The 18,857-nt window shown below is 60.0% G+C and carries 18 protein-coding genes; 8 read left to right on the forward strand and 10 right to left on the reverse strand.

Annotated features, from left to right (window positions below; all coding sequences use genetic code 11):
- The first annotated feature begins 22 nt into the window (after window positions 1-22).
- Window positions 23-1,687, forward strand: a complete 1,665-nt coding sequence (locus DXA66_RS06105) for a Na+/H+ antiporter NhaC family protein (RefSeq protein WP_097776881.1) — start codon at window positions 23-25, stop codon at window positions 1,685-1,687.
- A 90-nt stretch (window positions 1,688-1,777) separates the two neighbouring features.
- Window positions 1,778-2,245, forward strand: coding sequence for a MarR family winged helix-turn-helix transcriptional regulator (locus DXA66_RS06110; protein WP_097776882.1), 468 nt, complete (start codon window positions 1,778-1,780; stop codon window positions 2,243-2,245).
- A 46-nt stretch (window positions 2,246-2,291) separates the two neighbouring features.
- On the opposite strand, the gene DXA66_RS06115 is transcribed toward DXA66_RS06110, so the two are convergent.
- Both DXA66_RS06115 and DXA66_RS06120 read right to left on the reverse strand, forming a co-directional pair.
- Window positions 2,292-2,705, reverse strand: coding sequence for an EamA family transporter (locus DXA66_RS06115; RefSeq protein WP_097776883.1), 414 nt, complete (start codon window positions 2,703-2,705; stop codon window positions 2,292-2,294).
- 109 nt (window positions 2,706-2,814) lie between these two features.
- Complete coding sequence (locus tag DXA66_RS06120; protein ID WP_118527557.1) at window positions 2,815-3,822, reverse strand: asparaginase; 1,008 nt, start codon at window positions 3,820-3,822, stop codon at window positions 2,815-2,817.
- A gap of 171 nt (window positions 3,823-3,993) precedes the next feature.
- Here DXA66_RS06120 and DXA66_RS06125 point away from each other — a divergent pair, with 171 nt between their 5' ends.
- Window positions 3,994-4,851 (forward strand): NAD(P)/FAD-dependent oxidoreductase, encoded by an 858-nt coding sequence (locus DXA66_RS06125; protein WP_118527559.1) that lies wholly within the window; start codon window positions 3,994-3,996, stop codon window positions 4,849-4,851.
- A gap of 6 nt (window positions 4,852-4,857) precedes the next feature.
- Window positions 4,858-5,547, forward strand: a complete 690-nt coding sequence (locus DXA66_RS06130; RefSeq protein WP_005943776.1) for a Crp/Fnr family transcriptional regulator — start codon at window positions 4,858-4,860, stop codon at window positions 5,545-5,547.
- A 49-nt stretch (window positions 5,548-5,596) separates the two neighbouring features.
- On the opposite strand, the gene DXA66_RS06135 is transcribed toward DXA66_RS06130, so the two are convergent.
- From DXA66_RS06135 to DXA66_RS06145, 3 genes are read right to left on the reverse strand one after another with little or no spacing between them, the layout of a single operon-like run.
- On the reverse strand, window positions 5,597-6,073 hold the full coding sequence (locus tag DXA66_RS06135; protein WP_118527561.1) for a hypothetical protein: 477 nt from the start codon (window positions 6,071-6,073) through the stop codon (window positions 5,597-5,599).
- Between the two features lie 25 nt (window positions 6,074-6,098).
- Window positions 6,099-7,061: a GTP-binding protein gene (locus tag DXA66_RS06140; RefSeq protein ID WP_097774543.1), complete on the reverse strand. Its 963-nt coding sequence runs from the start codon at window positions 7,059-7,061 to the stop codon at window positions 6,099-6,101.
- Between the two features lie 29 nt (window positions 7,062-7,090).
- On the reverse strand, window positions 7,091-8,251 hold the full coding sequence (locus DXA66_RS06145; protein WP_118527563.1) for a CobW family GTP-binding protein: 1,161 nt from the start codon (window positions 8,249-8,251) through the stop codon (window positions 7,091-7,093).
- Between the two features lie 500 nt (window positions 8,252-8,751).
- Here DXA66_RS06145 and DXA66_RS06150 point away from each other — a divergent pair, with 500 nt between their 5' ends.
- Entirely contained in the window at window positions 8,752-10,551 is a 1,800-nt protein-coding gene (locus DXA66_RS06150; protein WP_118527565.1) for an aminopeptidase P family protein, read from the forward strand.
- 75 nt (window positions 10,552-10,626) lie between these two features.
- On the opposite strand, the gene DXA66_RS06155 is transcribed toward DXA66_RS06150, so the two are convergent.
- Both DXA66_RS06155 and DXA66_RS06160 read right to left on the reverse strand, forming a co-directional pair.
- Entirely contained in the window at window positions 10,627-11,532 is a 906-nt protein-coding gene (locus DXA66_RS06155) for a glycosyltransferase family 2 protein (protein WP_118527567.1), read from the reverse strand.
- 14 nt (window positions 11,533-11,546) lie between these two features.
- Window positions 11,547-12,419: a glycosyltransferase gene (locus DXA66_RS06160; protein WP_118527569.1), complete on the reverse strand. Its 873-nt coding sequence runs from the start codon at window positions 12,417-12,419 to the stop codon at window positions 11,547-11,549.
- 108 nt (window positions 12,420-12,527) lie between these two features.
- Between DXA66_RS06160 and DXA66_RS06165 the strand changes: the two genes are divergently transcribed.
- Window positions 12,528-13,250 (forward strand): LytTR family DNA-binding domain-containing protein, encoded by a 723-nt coding sequence (locus tag DXA66_RS06165; protein ID WP_118527571.1) that lies wholly within the window; start codon window positions 12,528-12,530, stop codon window positions 13,248-13,250.
- 54 nt (window positions 13,251-13,304) lie between these two features.
- On the opposite strand, the gene DXA66_RS06170 is transcribed toward DXA66_RS06165, so the two are convergent.
- Both DXA66_RS06170 and DXA66_RS06175 read right to left on the reverse strand, forming a co-directional pair.
- Entirely contained in the window at window positions 13,305-14,291 is a 987-nt protein-coding gene (locus DXA66_RS06170; RefSeq protein WP_097776892.1) for a glycosyltransferase, read from the reverse strand.
- Between the two features lie 188 nt (window positions 14,292-14,479).
- A complete protein-coding gene (locus DXA66_RS06175) occupies window positions 14,480-15,130 on the reverse strand; it encodes an HAD family phosphatase (protein ID WP_118527573.1) in 651 nt (216 codons plus the stop codon).
- A 146-nt stretch (window positions 15,131-15,276) separates the two neighbouring features.
- Between DXA66_RS06175 and DXA66_RS06180 the strand changes: the two genes are divergently transcribed.
- On the forward strand, window positions 15,277-16,467 hold the full coding sequence (locus tag DXA66_RS06180; RefSeq protein WP_097774552.1) for a patatin-like phospholipase family protein: 1,191 nt from the start codon (window positions 15,277-15,279) through the stop codon (window positions 16,465-16,467).
- Window positions 16,454-18,061, forward strand: a complete 1,608-nt coding sequence (locus DXA66_RS06185) for a phosphoenolpyruvate--protein phosphotransferase (protein WP_118527575.1) — start codon at window positions 16,454-16,456, stop codon at window positions 18,059-18,061. The genes DXA66_RS06180 and DXA66_RS06185 overlap by 14 nt, the downstream gene beginning before the upstream one ends.
- 46 nt (window positions 18,062-18,107) lie before the next feature.
- Here the strand turns inward: DXA66_RS06185 and DXA66_RS06190 are convergent, their stop codons facing one another.
- A complete protein-coding gene (locus tag DXA66_RS06190; RefSeq protein WP_118527577.1) occupies window positions 18,108-18,851 on the reverse strand; it encodes a 16S rRNA (uracil(1498)-N(3))-methyltransferase in 744 nt (247 codons plus the stop codon).
- Between the last annotated feature and the right edge of the window lie 6 nt (window positions 18,852-18,857).

Consider the following 18,857-nt stretch of genomic DNA (forward strand, 5'->3'; position numbering starts at 1 on the left):
TTTGAAAAAAGAGGAATCCGTTATGAAAAATAAGAACCTTTCATGGTTCGCAGCTCTGCTGGTGTTTGCCCTGCTGCTGTGGTGCACAGCGGCAACGCCCGGCAAGATCGCGGACCCGTCCACCTATACCTGTGCGGTGTACAGCACCATCTTTTCGCTGCTGCCGCCGGTGATCGCCATTGTGCTGGCGCTGAACACCAAGGAGGTGTACACCTCCCTGCTGGTGGGCATCGCATCCGGTGCGCTGCTGTATGCCAACGGCAATCTGGAGCTGGCCATCAACACCCTGTTCTTCAATGAGGACGGCGGCATGGTGGCCAAGCTTTCGGACAGCAGCAACGTGGGCATTTTGGTGTTCCTTGTCATGCTGGGCATCCTTGTGGCCCTGATGAACAAGGCCGGCGGCTCTGCCGCCTTTGGCCGCTGGGCCTCCACCCACATCCACTCCCGGGCCGGTGCGCAGTTTGCCACCCTGCTGCTGGGCGTGATGATCTTTGTGGACGACTACTTCAACTGCCTGACCGTGGGCTCTGTCATGCGCCCCGTCACCGACCGGCAGAAGGTGTCCCGCGCAAAGCTGGCCTACCTGATCGATGCCACCGCAGCACCCGTGTGCATCATTGCGCCGGTGTCCAGCTGGGCAGCTGCGGTCACTTCCAGCGTGCCCGAAGGCTCCGGCATCAATGGCTTTACCATGTTCCTGCGCACCATTCCTTATAACTATTATGCCCTGCTCACCATTGTGATGAGCCTGTTCCTCATCTTCACCGGCACGGACTTCGGCTCCATGAAGCTCAACGAGGATAACGCCAAAAACGGCGACCTGTTTACCACCGCCGACCGTCCCTACGGCAACGATGTGGACGATGGCACCGATACCTGCGGCCATGTTGCAGACCTGATCGCCCCGGTGCTGGTGCTGATCGCGGCCTGCATCTTCGGCATGATCTACACCGGCGGCTTCTTTGAGGGCGTGGACTTCGTTACCGCCTTTGCGGACTGCAACGCTTCTGCAGGTCTGGTGCTGGGCAGCAGCATTGCCCTGCTGTTCACCTTTGTGTTCTACCGCGTGCGCAATGTGATGACCTTTCAAGACTTTGCCGCCTGCATTCCCGAGGGCTTCAAGGCCATGGTCAGCCCCATGCTGATCCTCTCCCTCGCATGGACCCTGTCCGGCATGACCGGCCTGCTGGGCGCAAAATATTACGTTGCCAACCTGCTGAGTGGCTCTGCTGCAGCGCTGCAGTACATGCTGCCGGTCATCATCTTCCTTGTGGCGGTGTTCCTTGCCTTTGCCACCGGCACGAGCTGGGGCACCTTCTCCATCCTCATCCCCATCGTGTGCCATGCCTTCCCGGAGGGCGAGATGCTGGTCATTTCCATTGCAGCCTGCCTGTCCGGTGCCGTCTGCGGCGACCACTGCTCCCCCATCTCGGACACCACCATCATGGCATCCGCCGGTGCCCACTGCAGCCATGTGAACCATGTGTCCACCCAGCTGCCCTACGCCATTACGGCGGCTTCCTGCGCGGCAGTGTGCTATGTCATCACAGGCATTGCACAGGCTTTTCTGGGTGCCAACGGCAGCCTGTTCACCTCGCTGATCCTGCTGGCCGTTGCCATTGCCGTAGAGCTGGTGGTGCTCAGCGTGATCCGTGTGCGCACGAACAAAAAGGCAGCAAAATAAATTCCTGCCAAAATTTCAGCTGTTTCGCTTTGCGCCGCGGCCAAAACGTGGTATTTTTAAATAAAATGAACTATCGGAGGCACACGACCTATGCTGGAACAGGCATTTCAGGACGTATACACCAAATTCAAGCTGCATTTCTACCAGAATGTTTTTCAGCGTTTTGCCACCCGCGAAGCCACGCTGACCACGGTGGAGTCCTTCTGCATGGAGGGCATCATGGCTATGGGCGAACCCACCATTGCGGAGTTTTCCCGCATGATGCAGATCTCCACCCCCAACGCGGCGTATAAGATCGGCAGTCTGGTGAAGAAGGGCTATGTGGAAAAGATCCAGTCCACCACCGACCGGCGCGAGTACCACCTGCGCCCCACCCAGAAGTATATCGATTACTACAACATCAGCTATTCCTATCTGAGCACCGTGATCGAGCGGGTGCGCAAGCGCTTCCCGGAAGAGGACGTGGACAAGCTGGAGCAGATGCTCACCATCATCAGCGATGAGCTGATGCCGGAGCTGGACCTGATGAACAAGACCCGGCAGCGGCTGTCGGAATAAAAAATGCGCCCGGGAGTATCCCGGGCGCATTTTTGGTAGGGCGGCTTTACAGCACCATAAACAGGGTGCCGGCGGTGATCAGGGCACAGCCCACCAGGTTTTTGGCGGTAAAGGGTTCCTTCAGGATCACAAAGGCCAAAGCCAGGGTGATCACCACGCTGAGCTTGTCCACCGGAACCACCTTGGAGGCGGCCCCGATCTGCAAAGCGTGGTAATAGCACAGCCAGCTGGCCCCGGTGGCCAGGCCGGAAAGGATCAAAAACAGCCAGCTGTGGCGAGAGATATCCCCCACGCCGCCCTGGGTCCCGGTGAGGAACACCATGCCCCAGCTCATGACCAGCACCACCACCGTGCGGATGGCGGTGGCCAGGGTGGAGTTGACCCCCTGGATGCCGATCTTGGCCAGGATGGAGGTAAGGGCCGCAAACACGGCACTGCCCAGTGCAAACACGAACCACACAGTAAGATGCGCCTCCCTTTTTGTCTAGTGTAACACCGCAGCCCTCCCGGCGCAAGGGTGCACAGGCAAAACCGCCGGGCAAGCACTGGCCTGCCCGGCGGCTTTATCCTCAGTGGTAGAAGGTGTCAAAGTTCACCTGACGGTAGAACCGCTGCTGCAGCTGGTCAAAGCTTTCGCAGTTCTGCGCCAGCAGCCACATACTTTTGGTCACTACGGCCTCGATGGTCATATCGTGGGCTTCCAGGAAGCGGAAGCGGTTCTTCACCCGTTTGCCCACCTCGTAAACGCCCACGTCGCTGCCCTCGTAGGTGACCTGCGTGGTCATAATGAGCACCTTGTGGGTCTTGTCGTAGTCGCCCAGGCCTTCGGCAAAGGCATCCATCAGCTGCTGCGGGATGCCGCCCACGCCGAAGCTTTCCACGATCACGCAGTCGTACAGGCGGAAGATCTCCGGGATGAGAGCCGGCGACATGCCGGGGGTCAGCTTGAGCAGGAACACCTTGGGGTCCAGCACGCGGCTGAACTCCACCGGGCCGGTGGGCCACGGCGAAGGAATGTACCGCACCAGCCGGTCGCCCTGCACGAGGGCCAGCTCCGGAAAGTTGACCGAAGCAAAGGCATCGTAGCTGATGGTCTTGTTTTTCTTGGCGCGGGTGCCTGCGATGACATGCCCGCCAAACACCACCATCACGCCACGGCTGCCCTGATCCAGCGCGCAGATCACGCTGTCGCGCAGGTTCTTCTTGGCATCGGTGATCTCGTTGGAGATGGGCTGCTGTGCACCGGTGAGGATGATGGGTTTATCGGCGTTCTGGATCAGGTAGGAAAGCGCTGCGGCCGAGTAGGCCAGCGTATCGGTGCCGTGGCAGATAATGAAGCCATCGTACAAAGCGTAGTTCTCCTGCACGGCCTTGGCCATCATGAGCCAGTGCTCCTGACCGAGGTCGGTGCTGTCGATGCTGCACAGGGCCAGCGTTTCCGGGATGCACAGGTCGTTCAGCTCCGGCAGATGGGCCAGCAGCTCCTCGCTGGTGAGCACGGGCTTTAAGCCCTGCTGGGTGCGCACGCTGGCGATGGTGCCGCCGGTGGTGATGAAAAGGATGCGTTGCTGGGTCATAAAATAAGCCTCCGTGGCAGAAAATTCAGATAACTGAAACAGTATAACATACTCTTTTCCGCTTGAAAAGCGGCCAGCCGCTGCAAAGCGCAATTTTTGCGACCCGGTCACGGAAATTTTTCAAAAAAAGGTGTATACTGTAGAAAAATGCATCCGAAGGAGGGTTTTCCCATGCCCAGCATCATCATTATAGGTTCCGGCCCGGCGGGCATTTCCGCCGCGCTGTACGCTGTCCGTGCCGGTGTGGATACCACGGTGCTCACCAAAGGCCCCGGTGCGCTGGACCGCGCCGAAAAAATTGAAAACTATTACGGCTTTGCCGAGCCGGTCTCCGGTGCGGAACTGGAACGCCGCAGCATCGAGAATGCAAAGCGCCTTGGTGTGAGATTCGTCACAGCCGAAGCCGTGGGCCTGACCTATACGGATAAACTCACCGTAGAAACAGTGAATAAAAATTACCCGGCGGACGCTGTGATCCTTGCCACGGGTGCATCCCGGACGGTGCCGCGCATCCCGGGCCTTGCCGGGCTGGAGGGGCACGGCGTGAGCTATTGTGCCGCCTGCGATGCCTTTTTCTACCGTGGAAAGGACGTGGCGGTGCTGGGCAGCGGCGAGTATGCCCTGCACGAGGTGCAGGCCCTGCTGCCGGTGGCAAAAAGCGTTGCCCTGCTGACCAACGGCGCACCGCTGACGGCGGACTTCCCGCCGGAGGTCACAGTCTATCCGCAGGCCGTGGAGGCTGTTCTGGGCGAAAACGTTGTCACCGGCGTGCAGCTGTCCGGCGGTGTGCAGCTGCCTGTCAGCGGTGTATTTGTGGCACTGGGCGTGGCGGGCAGCACCGCACTGGCTAGGAAGATCGGCGCAGAGGTGGACGGGAACCGCATCGTGGTGGACGAAAAAATGCAGACCACCGTGCCCGGCCTGTATGCGGCGGGCGACTGCACCGGGGGCCTTCTGCAGGTGGCAAAGGCCGTGTATGAGGGCGCGCAGGCGGGCACTGAAGCCGCCAAGGCCCTGCGGAAAGGATGAAAAGCAATGTCGGAAACAACAAAGGAACACCGCGATTGTCTGGCCAAAGGTTTTCCCTTCTGGAACGACCTGACACCCGACGAACAGGACATGCTCTGCCGCTATACCCGGCCGGTGCACTACGCAAAGGGCGCCCGGGTGCACAGCCCGCTGGAAAGCTGCGTGGGCATCCTGCTGCTGCGCTCGGGCCAGCTGCGGGCCTACCTGCTCTCGGAGGACGGGCGGGACGTGACGCTCTACCGCCTGTTCGGCGGGGAGGTGTGCATCCTGTCGGCCTCCTGCGTGATGGACTCGGTGAACATCGACCTGTATATTGATGCCGAAGAGGACACCGAGGCCTACTGCATCAGCGCGGGCGTTTTCCGCAGGCTGATGCAGCAGAACGTGCATGTGCGCTGCTACGCCTATCAGATGACGGCGGAGCGCTTTTCCGACAGCATGTGGACCATGCAGCAGGTGCTGTTCATGAGCGCAGACCGCAGGCTTGCCATTTTTCTTACCGATGAGCTGGCCAAGACCGGCGGCGACGAGGTGCGCATGACCCACGACCAGATGGCAAAATACATGGGGTCTGCCCGCGAGGTGGTGAGCCGGATGCTGAAATACTTTGCGCAGGAGGGCTGGGTGCGGCTGTTCCGGGGCGGCGTGCAGGTGCTGGACAGGAAAAAGCTGCAGCAGCTGGCAAGAGGAGAATAACAAAAAAGGGACGATGTGATGTTCACATCGTCCCTTTTTGGGTCATAGGTTATCCTTTGCAGCCCTGTTCTTCCCAGTCGCCAAAGTCACTGGCTTCGGCGATCTTGGTGGGGTCGAATTTTCCGCTCTCGTCTTTGGGAGCAACAGCGGGGCCTGCTTCCACAGGGTTCTGGTTGGGAGCTTCCGGGTCGAACACCGGCTTCTCGCCGCCCTCTGCGGGTGCCGCCGGGGCAGAGGCTTCTTCGGCGGGCTGGGCAGCAGCTGCCGCTTCTTCGGCAGGAGCTTCCGGCGCAGCTTCTTCTGCAGCCTTTTCGTTGGCAGCATCGGAGGCTTTGGTTTCCGCTTCGGCGTAGGCTTCGGCAGTCTTGGCGGCTTCCTCAGCGTTCCGCTCGGCGTCCTCCGGGAACTCTACTTCCTCCACATGGAGCGGGTCTTTCTGGTTCAGGATCTTGTCCAGTGCCACAATGGCAGCACCGGTAACGGCTACCGCAGCGGCCGTGCCAAGGATACGAAACAGTGTTTTCATGCCGGGACCTCCTTGAAAGATCAGATCAAGAGAATGTTACCACATCGTTCAGCGGCTTTTCGGCAGGCTCCACCGAAATGGCGGTGAGCACCGGGCCTTTGCCGCGGTAGATGTTGTGGAACTTGTAGCCTACCTTTGCGGTCACCCGCACCCATGCGCGCTGCTCCAGCGCCTTGTAGCCATCGTAGCTGCAGGGAAAGCCAACGAACTGGATGTCCTGCACACAGCAGGTCATGGCGAAACGGCCCGGCACGAAGCTGTTCTTGCCGGCACGGTTGGTCTGACACACCTGTGCAAGGAATTTGACCGTTTTGCCGGTATACTTCTGGGGCTCGTCCTGACAGTCCATGTACCAGATGCCGAAATCGTCATCCGGAATGTCGATGATGTCCGCGTTGATGTCAAAGGGCAGCGGATCAGGGATATCGTCATAGGCCACGCTGCCGTCGGCAAACTCGTAGGCGATGTCGCACTTGCGGGAAGCCTGACGCACCAGCTTGTGCAGCTCCTGACGGGCGGCATCGTTGTTCACTGCCTCGGCGCGGTTGAACACGATCAGCTCGCTGCGGGCGATCTTGTCCAGCAGCAGGCTGCGCATGGAGTTGTCGCGGGCGTAGGTCAGGGCGGTGGTGCCGTCGGCGGTGGCGATGCACTGGTACACGATCCAGCTCTCGGGCAGAGCTTCGGCCAGATCCTGCAGCAGCCACATGCCGTTGTACTCAATGACCACACGGCCTGCGCCGGATTCCTTTTCCAGCTTGAGCAGATTCTGCGGGTTCAGCTCGGCCTTGTCCTCCAGCACCTTGACGGTCACGCCGGGAAAGGCGAACTTCTTCTCGTTGTACTCCTCTTCGCCCTCTTCGCAGATCAGCAGCAGGGTCTTGTCGCCGGAGTCGAAGTTGGGGTCTTCAAAGGTCTCCTGAATGAATTTGGTCTTGCCGCTTTCCAGAAAGCCCACAAACAGGTAGACCGGAATTTCTTTTGCCATAGGAATGGTTTCTCCTTTTTACTTTAAGCTCAGCAGCCGAACAGCTCTGCAATGGCCTTTTCGTTCAGCTTGGAGCCGATCACGACCAGCTTGCCGCCCACATCTGCACCGCGGGCACGCACTTCCCATTCGCCGGGCACATAGTCGAACTCCAGCCAGCCGTCTGCGCCGCCGTTCACGATGCCCTTGCTGCGCAGGATCATGCCGTAATTGCCGGTATCCAGCTCGGTGAGGGCGTGCTCCACTTCTGCCTTGGTGAACTTGCGGGCCGTCTCAACGCCCCAGCTGGTGAATACCTCGTCGGCATCGTGGTCATGATGATGGTGGTGATGGCCGCAGCAGCAATGGTCGTGGTCGTCATGATCGTGGTGATGATGGTGCTCATGCTCATCGTGATCATCATCTTCATCGTGATCGTGGTGATGCTCGTGCTCGTCCTCGTCGTCATCATCGTGGTCGTGATGATGGCCGCAGCTGCACACACCGTTTTCGTCATCGTGGTGATGATGGTGGTGATGCTCTTCTTCCTCGTCCTCGTGGGCGTGCTCCTCATTGGCCTTTGCAGCCATGGCGATCAGCTCTGCCTTGAAGTCGTCCTTGGTGGACATGGCTTTCAGGATCTGCTCACCGGTCAGCTCGTCCCATGCGGTGGTCACGATGGTAGCGGTGGGGTTCTTCTCGCGCAGCATGGCGACCGCAGCGGCGATCTTCTCCTCGCTGGCGGTCTGGGTGCGGCTGAGCAGGATGCAGCTTGCGTGGCTGATCTGGTCGTCGTAGAACTCGCCGAAGTTCTTCATATACATCTTCACCTTGTTCACATCAGCCACGGTGACAAAGCTGTTCAGCTGCACATCCAGATGCTCGGCCACGCCTTCCACAGCGCGGGTCACATCGGAGAGCTTGCCCACGCCGGAGGGCTCGATGACGATGCGGTCGGGGTGGTACTGCTCCACCACCTGCTGCAGGGCGGTGCGGAAGTCGCCCACCAGAGAGCAGCAGATGCAGCCGGCGTTCAGCTCGTTGATCTGAATGCCGCTTTCCTTCAAAAAGCCGCCGTCAATGCCGATCTCGCCGAACTCGTTCTCGATCAGCACCACCTGCTGGCCGGCAAAGGCCTCTTTGATGAGCTTTTTGATCAGCGTAGTTTTACCGGCACCAAGGAAGCCGGAGAAAATATCGATTTTGGTCATGATTCAATTGCCTCTTTCTTCGAATAGCACACAGAGCCGCAGAGTGCTGGCTCAAAAATCTTACACTCCTATTATAACAAGGCTGTCAATGGGAAAACGGCCTTTTTCAAGAAAAAATTGTAACTTTTTTTGCAAATTGGCAGTTTGCCCCCTCAGACACGGCTTTGACGCAGGCGATGACGGAAGGGGTGCGGCTTCGCAGGGCAGCGGGCTCGCCCTCTCCGTCATTGCTGACGCAATGCCACCTCTCCCAAAGGGAGAGGCTCTGGCGAAACCGCACACTTTGCAGTTCAACCGGAAACGATACCGCCATGCCAAGGGCTCTCCCTTTGGGAGAGCTGTCACCGCAGGTGACTGAGAGGGCGAGGATGCTACCCGCAGAGCGCATTCCAAACCGTCCCGCCCCTGCATTGCAATCTTTTTCCCGGAATGATACAATAAGGCCAAACAGAAATGCACCGCTGCCGGGCTTTCCGGTGAGAGAAAAGGAAGCAAATCATATGAGCATGAATACCGTACCCGAGCGCCTTGCCGCGCTGCGTGCCGCCATGGCTGCAAACGGCGTGGCCGTTTATCTGATCCCTGTGGGTGATCCCCACGCCAGCGAATACCTGCCCTGCCATTACACCAGCCTGACCTGGTTCTCCGGGTTCCACGGCGAGAACTCCAACTTCGTGGTCACCCGCACCGAGAGCGCCCTGTGGGCCGACGGCCGTTATTTTGTGCAGGCCGAGAAGGAAATTGCGGGTACCGAGATCAAGCTGCAGCGCATGGGGGAACCCGGCGTGCCCACCGTGGAGGAATACTGCGCAAATGCTCTGAATGAGGGCGAAGCACTGGGCCTGTGCGGCCTGACCGCCAGCACGGCCCTCGTGAACGACCTGAAAAAGGCACTGGAAAAGAAGGGCGCTTTCATCAAGACCCTGAACCTTGAGGACGAGCTGTGGACAGAGGGCCGCCCTGCCCTGCCGGATACCCCAGCGTGGATCCTGCCGAAGGAATATGCGGGCTTCTCCCCGGCGGAAAAGCTGGATCAGCTGCGCAGCAAGCTCAAGGAGCTGGGCTGTACCGCTCAGTTTGTGGGCAAGCTGGATCATCTGGCATGGCTTTTGAACCTGCGCGCCATGGACATTGAGTGCACTCCCTATGCCATGGCCTACTGCTATGTGACCCCCAGCCGCGCGGTACTCTTCATCAACACGGCCCGCGTCACCCCGGAGGCAAAGGCAGAGCTGGAAGCCAACGGCATCACGCTGGCGGAGTACGACGATGTGCTGAAGTTCCTCGCTGCTGAGACGGAACCCCAGACCGTGCTGGCCGAGTGCTCCACGGTGAACTACGCCGTGTATCAGGTGCTGGAGCAGAACCCTGCCCTCACCGTGAAGGACGGCACCGACCCGCTGCTGATGATGAAGGGCGTGAAGAACGAAACGGAGCTTGCCCACACAAAGCAGGCCCATATCCGGGACGCTGTGGCCATGGTGCGGTTCCAGATCGAGCTGGAAAGCCGCCTTGCTGCCGGTGAGACCCTGACCGAGCTGACGGTGGATGAAATTCTACACAAGTACCGCAGTGTGGACGATAAATTCCTTGTGGAAAGCTTTGGCACCATTGCGGCCTACGGCGGCAATGCAGCCATGATGCACTACCACGCCACCCCGGAAGATCACGCTGTGCTGGAAAAGAAGGGCTTTCTGCTGGTGGACAGCGGTGCCACCTACATGGACGGCACCACCGACATCACCCGCACCTACCCGCTTGGCCCGCTGACCGAGGATGAAAAGCGCTTCTACACATGGACTCTGCAGAGCCACATCGACCTTGCCAAGGCCGTCTGGCTGGATTACTGCGAGTGTAAGATGATCGACACCATTGCCCGGGAACCGCTGTGGCGGCACCTCATCAACTACCGCTGCGGCACCGGTCACAGCGTCAGCTTTGTGGGCAACGTGCACGAGGGCCCCCATGCCCTGAACAGCCGCAACACCACCCGGATGCGCCCGGGCATGGTGGTCACCGACGAGCCCGGCGTCTACGAGACCGACCTCGTGGGCATCCGCATCGAGAACGAGCTGGTGTGCGTGCACAGGGCCGATAACCAGTACGGTACCTTCCTTGGTTTTGAACCGCTGATGTTCGTACCCATTGCCACCTCTCCCATCCTGCCCGGTGTGCTGGATAAGGACGAGATCGCATGGCTGAACGATTACCACCGTCAGGTGTTTGCAAAGCTGGCACCGCACCTGAACGACGAAGAGCGCAGCTGGCTGGCGGAGAAGTGTGCCGCCATCGGCTGCTGAGAAAGCGCAAAAAACACCCGGAGCCGTGCAGGAGCCAGAGCGGCTCTCGGCGGCAGCCGGGTGCTTTTTATAGGGTCACAGCTTGCAGCAGTGCGTCTGTGGGGTGTCCAGCGGCGGAAGAGTGAACTCGTTTTCGCCAAAGGGCGAACGCAGGATGGCCGCCCGCGTTTCCGGGTAGATGCCAAGTTCGGTGTAGATGTCCCGGTACAGGAGCATCACCCGCCGCCGCAGCGAAAGGATGTCGGCGGTGGTCACTCTGGAGTGGGAGACGCTCTGGCTGTTCTGCAGGTAGTAATAGCCGATGTCCGGGATGGAAACGGCGGTGCGCACATAGCGCAGATATTCGGTGTTGAACAGCTGATCCTCCGCAAACAATTCTTTGCGGAAATGGAGGCTGTGCTTCCGCAGGAGGTCACGGCGGTAGAGTTTGTTGCAGGGGCTGCCATAGTAGAAGGTGTTCGGCTTCTGGATCAGGTGCTTTGCGTACTCCTGTCCGGTGTACACCCCGGCAGGCAGATAGCCATAGGCCCGGGTGCGGGGCGGATTGCGCTGGAGCACATGCTGCAGCGCCTTTTCCCATGGGCGGATGTGCTCCACATAGTTTTCCGGGTACACCATCCAGAAGGGCGCGATCACAAGATCGGCGGTGTGGGCCTCGGCGGCGGAGACCAGCTTTTCCGTAAAATCGGGGGCCAGCCAGTCGTCGCTGTCCACAAACTGGATGTATTTGCCGTGGGCCAGCGCAATGCCCTGATTGCGGGTATCCGCTGCGCCGGTGTTGGTTTTATCCACCAGTGCAATGCGGTGGTCGCTGGCGGCAAGGGCGCGGCAAACGGCAAGGGTGTCGTCGGTGGAGCCATCGTTCAGCAGCAGGATCTCAATGCTTTTATAAGTCTGGGCGCAGATGCTTTTGACACAGCGGGCAATGCACCCGGCAGTGTTGTACATGGGCACGATGATGCTTACAAGGGGAAATTCCATAGGTTCTCCTTTTCTCAGATGCGGCTGTGGGTGCGGGCAAATGCGTCGGAAAGCTTCTGCACCGGGCCGTTGGGCAGAGGGCTTTCAAACAGGCTCAGATAGATGCCGTGCAGCCGCAGGCGGAATTTATCGTACACGCCCAGCTGGATACACATTTCCTTGTAGGTGTGGTACATCTGGCTGCGGTGGCGCAGCATGTCCGCCGCGCTCACCTGCGTATGGCATACGCTCTGCGGGTTCTGGATGTAGCAGTAGGCGGCTTCGTCGATGGCGGCAAACCGCTGTGCCACCTGCAGATACCGGGTGTTGAACAGCTGGTCCTCGGCGTATACCACATGCTCGAACCGGATGTGCGCCATCTGGATGAGATCCCGGCGGTAGAGCTTGTTCCAGAGCACGCCGTAGTAAAAGGCAGCGGCATTGCCGGTGAGCTGCCACAGGTAATCCACCTTGTTGTACACCCCGGCGGGCAGCAGGCTGTACTCCCGGGTGTCATAGCCGCCATCCTTGCGGGGCACCATCATCCGGTAGGGAGCCAGCACAAGGTCGGCATGGCTGCGCTGCATAGCAGCCACCAGGTTTGCGGTGCAGCCCGGCAGCAGGTGATCGTCGCTGTCCGCAAACTGGATGTATTCGCCGTGGGCAAGGGCAAGGCCGCAGCTGCGGGTGTCTGCTGCGCCGGTGTTGGGCTTGTCCACCACACGGATGCGGCTGTCGGCGGCAGCAAGCTTCCGGCAGACAGCAAGGGTGTCGTCGGTGGAGCCGTCGTTCAGCAGAAGGATCTCAAGCTCCGGGTAGCTCTGGGATGTGATGCTCTCCACACAGCGGGAGATGAAGCCCGCCGCGTTATAGGCGGGCACGATAACGCTGACAAGCGGCTGCGGCATGGCGGGTCCCTCCGTTTTTTCTTTTTTCGATGCAGCAAAGTTTTATTTATCATACTCCAGCCCTGCGCAAAAATCAAGGCGGGCGGCTGGCAGAAAGGAGGATGTGAAATGGTATTTCACATTGCGGTATGCAGCCCGGACGCGGCCTTGCGCAGCGGGCTGGAACGCCAGTGCATGGAATATTTTGCCCGGCGGCAGGATGCGTGCATCGTGCAGCAGCTGCCGGATGCAGATGCGCTGCTGCGCCGGGACACCGAGGGAGAACGGTTTGACCTGTATCTCATCGAGCTGGGCGCTGTAGCGGCCCCGGCAGGGCTTTCGGCGGCTGCGGAGCTGCGCCGCCGGGGCCGCAGGGCTCCGCTGGCCTTTGCGGCCCGCACACCGGCCCACGCCTACAGCGCTTTCCGGGTGGATGCCATGCAGTATCTGCTTCTGCCGGTACACCAGCAGGAGCTTTCGGCCCTGCTTGCCCGCGCCACCGAGCCGGAGTACGGCCCGGCAATGACCGTTGCCACCGCCGAAGGCATGCGGGCGCTGGCCTATGCGCAGATCGAATATCTGGAGTGCACCCACCATGTGGTGCACTTCCATCTGCTCAGCGGCGAGGATGTGGTGTCCCTTTCGCTGCGGGTGTCCTTTGCCGAGGTAGCAAAGCCGCTGCTGGAAGACGGGCGTTTTTTGCAGCCGCACCGCTCCTATGTGGTCAATCTGGCGGCGGCACAGCTGCTGACGGCGGGCGAGCTGCAGATGTGCAGCGGTGCGCGCATCCCCATCCCGCGCGGACGGGAGGGTGCAGTGCGCGAAGCCTTCCGCAGCTGGATCGACCGGTAAAATGGCAAACAAAAAAAGAGCCGCTTTCACGGCTCTTTTTTTCGTGCCCGGAGATCAGGCATCGGGTTCGGTTTTGTGTTTCTTTTCCTTGTCGGAAGCATCCAGAACACCAAAGCCCCAGCGGTTGGCCATGTCCATGATGATCTTCTGGGGAGAACCGGAGGGATAGGCGTTCTCGGAGAACGCGGTCAGGAATTTATACAGCTGCGGCTGCACCTGATCGTACAGGCCCAGCTTTGTGTACAGCTCCTTGTAATAGCGGAACACCTGCAGTTTGTTCTGCACGATGGAAGCCAGATTGATCTGGGTGTGGCAGATGCTCTGGGGGTTCTGCACATAGTGGTAGCCCGCTTTGGAAATGGATACGAAAACATTGGCGTACAAAATGTATTCCAGATTGAAAACCAGATCTTCGGCCCAGCGCACCTCGCTGGTGAACTGAAGATGATGGTCTGCCAGAATATCCCGGCGGTAGAGCTTGTTCCACAGCACGCTGTAGAAGAAGGATGCGGGCTTCTCCATCAGGCGCAGGGCAAAGGTATCGCGGTCATAGATGCCCTCGGGCAGAAAGCCGTATTCACGGATATCATCAGGCTTTTTCTCGGCATCGATGCCAAGGTTCTCCTGCAGGTTTTCCAGTGCCTGCGTGGCCTTGGAAGAGTTGGCGGGAATCACCATCCAGTAAGGTGCAATGACCAGATCGGCGTTGTTCGCTTCGGCAGCAGTCACCAGCCGCTCGGTAAAATCAGGGTCGAGATAATCGTCGCTGTCCACAAACTGCACATACTTGCCCTTTGCAAGGGACATGCCGCAGTTGCGGGTCTCCGACACACCGGAATTAGATTTGTCCACCAGAACGATGCGGGGGTCCTTTTCACGGAATTGCTCACAGATGGAAAAGCTTTCGTCCCGGGACCCGTCGTTGACCAGAATGACCTCGATATCCTTCCATGTCTGGGCACAAATGCTCTCCAGACAGCGGGCAACACTATTCTGCACGTTGTACACAGGCACGATAATGCTGACGAGTGGGTTGTTCATGACGGAAGGTCTCCTCTTTACGGATATTATACCTTTATATTGAAAATCACAGAGTGTATTCTCACAAATAAGGACACTTCCCCCTTGGGGCAGTCCTATTTATAATATCATACTCTTCTTGCGAACAAAATGCAAGAGCAAAGAAGGATCAGATAGAGAAAAGAACCGCACGCTGCGGCCCTTTTTTATTACACACATGTCCAGTCCAGCACATCCCACCGGGGCACGAACTGGCTGCAGATGCGGCGCATCTCCGGCTCGTCAGCGGCAGAGGTGCGGTCTGCGATGCCAATGACGTAATACCCGGCCTTGTGGGCGGTGGCGGCGGCGTATACGGCATCCTCGCACACGGCGCAGGCGGCGGGGTCTGCACCGCCCAGACGGCTCATGCACTCAAAGAACACCTCCGGGCGGCTTTTGTGCAGCACGCCCTGCGCTTCCACGATGAAGGAGAAATACTGCGCGATGCCCAGCCGGGTAAGCACGGTGCGGCACTGTTCGGCCCAGGTGTTGGAGCAGATGCACATGCGTGCGCCCTCGGCCTGCAGCTTTGCCAGCATCGTGCGCACGCCGGGCTTCAGCTCCACGGTCTCGTACAATTCGGCGATCACCTCGCGCATCACGGAAAAATAGCTTTCCTCGGTCAGCGGCAGGCCGTACTCCCGGATCAGATACTGTGCGCCCTCCTGCATTCCCATGTTCAGCAGTGTGGCGCGCAGATCCCCCCGCGGGGTGCGGCCATAGCGGCGCAGCAGTGCGTCGGGGGCACCCTCCCACACCACGGTCATGCTGTCGGTCAGGGTGCCGTCCATATCAAAGATCCATTGCTTGCAGTGCATGAGAATGCCTCCTTTTGAGATCCTGACAAGTATACCATGTTTCTTTGCCGGGAGAAAGGCATCAATTTACAAAAAACGGAAGAAATTTCTCTGGAAATATGCTATAATCTGAACAAAACCGGAAACGATCAAAGGAGGCGGATGCAATGGATGAACGCAGTGCTCCGTGCAAAGCTCTGGTGCTGGCGGGCGGCGGAGCCAGGGGCAGCTATCAGGTGGGTGTGTGGCGCGCGCTGATGGAGCTGGACTGGCACCCGCAGATCATTACCGGCACCAGCGTTGGCAGCCTGAACGGTGCCATGTTTGTGCTGGACCAGTACGAGACGGCCCGCGATATGTGGCTGGCCATCCGCAGCAAGGATGTGATGGAGCTGCCGGAGGAGGATGCCGACCTTTCGGCCCTGCACCAGTTCCTGCGCAGCGTGGTGAAAGCCGGCGGCATGGATGTGACCCCGCTGGAAGAGATCGTGGAGCGGGTGCTGGACGAGGATGCCCTGCGCGCGGCTCCCATCCGCTTCGGCCTTGTTACGGTGGAGCAGCGGGGCTTAAAGCCCCGGGAGCTGACGCTGGACGAGATCCCGGCAGGAAAGGTCAAGGACTACCTGATGGCCTCCGCTGCCTGCTTCCCGGCGCTGCGTGCGCGGGAGATCGACGGGGTCAAGTTTCTGGATGGCGGCTACAGCGACAACATGCCCACCGGTCTTGCCAAACGCATGGGCGCGGATGAACTGGTGTGCGTCGATCTGGAAGGCGTGGGCATCACCCGCCCCAACCTCACCGGCCTGCCCACCGTGATGGTGCGCAGCTACTGGGAGCTGGGCGATATCCTGCACTTTGACCCCGACACCGCCCGCCGCAACATCGAGCTGGGCTACTATGATACCCGCCGCGCTATGGGATATCTGCGGGGGTGTGCCTATGCTGTCTCCTGTGATGCCCAGAGCTGCGCGGACGCTGCTGCGTTCCACGCAAAATTTGAGCGGGTGCAAAAGGCCGTGCGGGAGAAATACCCGGTCACCCTGACGGCGGATGCGGCCCTGCTGCTGGCCAAGATGAAGGATGCCGACCTTGCCCCGCTGGAAGCCGCCGCGGAAGATGCCGGTGTGGACCCGGCCCATTACTACACCACCCATACTTTGTGCGATGCATTCCTTGCAAAGTGCGATCAGGCACGGATGCAGAGCTTTGCACCGCTGTTTGAGGGCAGTGCCGATGCGGCGCGGGCCGCACTGGCCGCGCTGCTGCCCAATACCTTTTTGCAGGCGCTGGTCTGGCGCACCCTGACCACGCCGGAAGCCGAGCTTTTGCCGGAGGTGACCGAACATGAAAGTGTATAAAGGTTCCTGCGCTTCTCCCGGCCTTGTGCTGGGGCAGGTGAGCCGTCTGGAGCACCATGTGGAGACCACGACCGTGGGCCCCTTTAAACCGTCCCGGGAGCTGCAGCTGCTCACCGATGCCATCCGCACGGCGCAGGACGAGTTGGAATCCATGGCAGACCGTGCCGCACCCAGCGAGCAGGCCATCTTCCAGTTCCAGAGCATGATGCTGGACGACGAGGGCATGATGAACGAGGTGCGCTTCTGCATCAATGCAGGCATTGGCGCGGCAGCGGCCATGAATCAGGTGGGCCAGCGCTACGCCGACCAGCTGGCCAACATGAAGGATAACCCTTACATGCAGCTGCGCAGTGTGGATATCCTCGACGCAAGCCGCCGGGTCATCAATATCATCACCAACCGTCCCCGCATGTGGCTGGCGCTGGATCACCCGGTGATCCTTGCGGCGGAGCGGCTGATGCCCACTGACCTGTTCAGCGTGCCCTCCGGCATGATCCTTGGCATCATCACCGCCGAGGGCAGCGGCCAGAGCCATGCCGCCATCATTGCCCGGGCAATGAATATCCCGGGCATCGTGCAGGTGGGCCGGGATTTTCTGGACGACTGCGACGGCCGCACCGTGATTTTGGATGCCACCGGGGGCCAGTGCACGCTGGACCCGGACGCTGCCGCCCGCCAGCAGGCCGAGACCCGCATCTGCGAGCTGCAGCGGGAGAACAAAGAGATGGGGCAGCTGCATGCTCTGCCCAACAGGACAAAGGACGGCCAGCCCTTTGAGCTGCTGGCCAACTGCTTTGGGCCGGAGGACATCGACACGGCCATGCAGTCCGGTGCACAGGGCGTGGGCCTGCTGCGCACCGGCTACATGATGCTGCCGGGCCGCATTCTGGACGAGCAGGAGCAGTATTTCTTCTACTGCTCCTGTCTGGCAGCGGCGCAGGGCCGTCAGGTGACCGTGCGCACCTTCGACTTTGGCTCAGACCGCACCATTTCCGACGCCTATCAGGGCCTGCAGTCTTCCAAGCTTGGCCTGCGGGGCATCCGCAACAGTCTGCGCCAGCCCCACCAGTTCGAGACGCAGCTCTGTGCGCTGCTGCGCGCCGCCGCCCGCGGCCCGCTGCGGGTGATGTTCCCCATGGTGACGAATGTGGAGGACTGGGACGCAGCCATGCGTGTGGTGGAGCGCTGCCGCGAGCACCTGCGGGAGCGCGGCGTGGCGTTCAACGAAGATACAAAGTTCGGCGTGATGCTCAGCGTACCCGCTGCCTGCCTGACCGCTGAGGAATTTGTAGAGCACGGGGTCGATTTTCTTGTGGTCGGCACCAACGACCTGACCCAGTACACTCACGCGGCAGACCGGGAGCTTGCCAGCGCCGAGCACTACTACCGCCCGGCCAGCAAGGCCATGAAAAAGCTCATCACCATGGTGATGGATGCCGCAAAGGTTCGCAATGTGCCGGTGACCATCTGCGGCCTTGCGGTGGGCAACCCGGCCAACACGGTGCAGTATCTGCAGCTGGGCCTGCGCAGCTTCTCGGTGAGCCCGCAGAACCTTTTGAATGTGAAGAAAGCTCTGCTGGAAGCAGAGACATAAACCCTGAAAATAACAAAAAAGCAGCTGCAACGCAGCTGCTTTTTTGTTATTCCAGATTCCCCGTCAGGGTCATTACCGAAGCAAGCACGGCCAGCGGGGCGGTCTCGCACCGCAGGATGCGGGGGCCAAGGCCCACCGTTCTGGCACCGGCCTTTGCGGCCATCTCGGCTTCCTCGGCGGCAAAGCCGCCCTCGGCACCAGTCACGATGGCAATTTTCAGCTTTTCACCATCGGCGGGCTTTGCTGCGGCCAGCAAGTCGCGCAGGGGCGCGCCGCCGCACTCGTAGCAGAACAGCACAAGGTCGTACTGTGCAAAGGTGCGGCACACGGTCCCGAAGTTTGCCAGCGGCAGGGCCACATCCGGCAGAACACCGCGGCCGCACTGCTTGGCGGCTTCCGCTGCAATGCGGTTGTAGCGCTCGTTCTTCTGCTCCTCTTTTTTGGGGGCCGCCACGCAATACCGGCTGAAGAAGGGCACGATGTGGGCTGCGCCCAGCTCCACGCCGTGCTTGATGATCTGCTCCAGCTTGTCCTGCTTGGGGTAGCCGGCCAGCAGAGTGACCTCCACGCTGGGTTCGGCGGCGCTGGGATAGCCCGGCTCCACCCGGAACTCCACACACTCATCGCCAAAGCCGGTGATGGTGGCGGTGTATTCCACGGCATTGCCGTCGCATAGAATGACAGTATCGCCCAGCCTTGCGCGCATCACACGGGCAAGATGGTGGGCATCGGCCCCGCGCAGGGTGGCGGTGCCGTCAGAGATCTCGGTGGTAAAATAACGGTGCGGCATAAAATC

The organism is Faecalibacterium sp. OF03-6AC (genome assembly GCF_003478175.1).
Classification (GTDB): Bacteria; Bacillota; Clostridia; order Oscillospirales; family Ruminococcaceae; genus Faecalibacterium; species Faecalibacterium taiwanense.

Excerpts from the sequence above, each read along its gene's own strand:
- DXA66_RS06105 (WP_097776881.1), top strand. The coding sequence starts at position 23 with ATGAAAAATAAGAACCTTTCATGGTTCGCAGCTCTGCTGGTGTTTGCC.
- DXA66_RS06110 (WP_097776882.1), top strand. The coding sequence starts at position 1,778 with ATGCTGGAACAGGCATTTCAGGACGTATACACCAAATTCAAGCTGCAT.
- DXA66_RS06120 (WP_118527557.1), bottom strand. The coding sequence starts at position 3,822 with ATGACCCAGCAACGCATCCTTTTCATCACCACCGGCGGCACCATCGCC.
- DXA66_RS06125 (WP_118527559.1), top strand. The coding sequence starts at position 3,994 with ATGCCCAGCATCATCATTATAGGTTCCGGCCCGGCGGGCATTTCCGCC.
- DXA66_RS06130 (WP_005943776.1), top strand. The coding sequence starts at position 4,858 with ATGTCGGAAACAACAAAGGAACACCGCGATTGTCTGGCCAAAGGTTTT.
- DXA66_RS06135 (WP_118527561.1), bottom strand. The coding sequence starts at position 6,073 with ATGAAAACACTGTTTCGTATCCTTGGCACGGCCGCTGCGGTAGCCGTT.
- DXA66_RS06140 (WP_097774543.1), bottom strand. The coding sequence starts at position 7,061 with ATGGCAAAAGAAATTCCGGTCTACCTGTTTGTGGGCTTTCTGGAAAGC.
- DXA66_RS06145 (WP_118527563.1), bottom strand. The coding sequence starts at position 8,251 with ATGACCAAAATCGATATTTTCTCCGGCTTCCTTGGTGCCGGTAAAACT.
- DXA66_RS06150 (WP_118527565.1), top strand. The coding sequence starts at position 8,752 with ATGAGCATGAATACCGTACCCGAGCGCCTTGCCGCGCTGCGTGCCGCC.
- DXA66_RS06155 (WP_118527567.1), bottom strand. The coding sequence starts at position 11,532 with ATGGAATTTCCCCTTGTAAGCATCATCGTGCCCATGTACAACACTGCC.
- DXA66_RS06160 (WP_118527569.1), bottom strand. The coding sequence starts at position 12,419 with ATGCCGCAGCCGCTTGTCAGCGTTATCGTGCCCGCCTATAACGCGGCG.
- DXA66_RS06165 (WP_118527571.1), top strand. The coding sequence starts at position 12,528 with ATGGTATTTCACATTGCGGTATGCAGCCCGGACGCGGCCTTGCGCAGC.
- DXA66_RS06170 (WP_097776892.1), bottom strand. The coding sequence starts at position 14,291 with ATGAACAACCCACTCGTCAGCATTATCGTGCCTGTGTACAACGTGCAG.
- DXA66_RS06175 (WP_118527573.1), bottom strand. The coding sequence starts at position 15,130 with ATGCACTGCAAGCAATGGATCTTTGATATGGACGGCACCCTGACCGAC.
- DXA66_RS06180 (WP_097774552.1), top strand. The coding sequence starts at position 15,277 with ATGGATGAACGCAGTGCTCCGTGCAAAGCTCTGGTGCTGGCGGGCGGC.
- DXA66_RS06185 (WP_118527575.1), top strand. The coding sequence starts at position 16,454 with ATGAAAGTGTATAAAGGTTCCTGCGCTTCTCCCGGCCTTGTGCTGGGG.
- DXA66_RS06190 (WP_118527577.1), bottom strand. The coding sequence starts at position 18,851 with ATGCCGCACCGTTATTTTACCACCGAGATCTCTGACGGCACCGCCACC.